Source organism: Acetobacter cibinongensis (genome assembly GCF_000963925.1).
In the GTDB taxonomy this organism is placed as follows: Bacteria; Pseudomonadota; Alphaproteobacteria; order Acetobacterales; family Acetobacteraceae; genus Acetobacter; species Acetobacter cibinongensis.
Genome location: NZ_BAMV01000040.1, coordinates 1 through 581, shown reverse-complemented (window position 1 = coordinate 581; position 581 = coordinate 1). Strand labels below are relative to the sequence as shown.

The 581-nt window shown below is 60.4% G+C and carries 1 protein-coding gene; it reads left to right on the top strand.

From position 1 onward, the window contains the following. The coding region (locus tag Abci_RS13000; RefSeq protein WP_048839609.1) for a 1-deoxy-D-xylulose-5-phosphate synthase N-terminal domain-containing protein at positions 1–581 on the top strand (581 nt) is incomplete at both ends.

Genomic DNA, 581 nt, shown 5'->3' with positions numbered 1-581 from the left:
AACGATAACGAGATGTCCATTGCGCCGCCCGTTGGCGCCATGTCCAACTATCTCTCCCGCCTTATGTCCTCCCGCAAGTTCATGGGCCTGCGCGAACTGGCCGGGAAAGTAGTCAAGAAACTCCCCGCCCCCGTTGAGCGCACCGCCCGCAAGGCGGACGAATACGCCCGCGGCATGATTACCGGTGGCACGCTGTTTGAAGAGCTTGGGTTCTATTATGTCGGCCCGGTGGATGGGCATGATCTGCCACAGCTTGTCGCCATCCTGCGGAACCTGCGGGACACCAGCAACGGCCCGATTCTGCTGCATGTCATCACGGAAAAAGGGCATGGCTACACCCCTGCGGAAAAAGCGGGCGACAAATACCACGCTGTTGCCAAGTTCAACGTGGTTACGGGTGAGCAGAAGAAGGGCCCTGCTGGCCCGCCCAGCTATACCTCCGTCTTCTCCCGCGAACTGACGCGCCGTGCGGCCACAGATAACCGCATCACGGCAGTAACAGCCGCCATGCCATCCGGCACCGGGCTTGATGCCTTTGCCAAAGCCTACCCCGACCGCTTTTTTGACGTTGGCATTGCCGA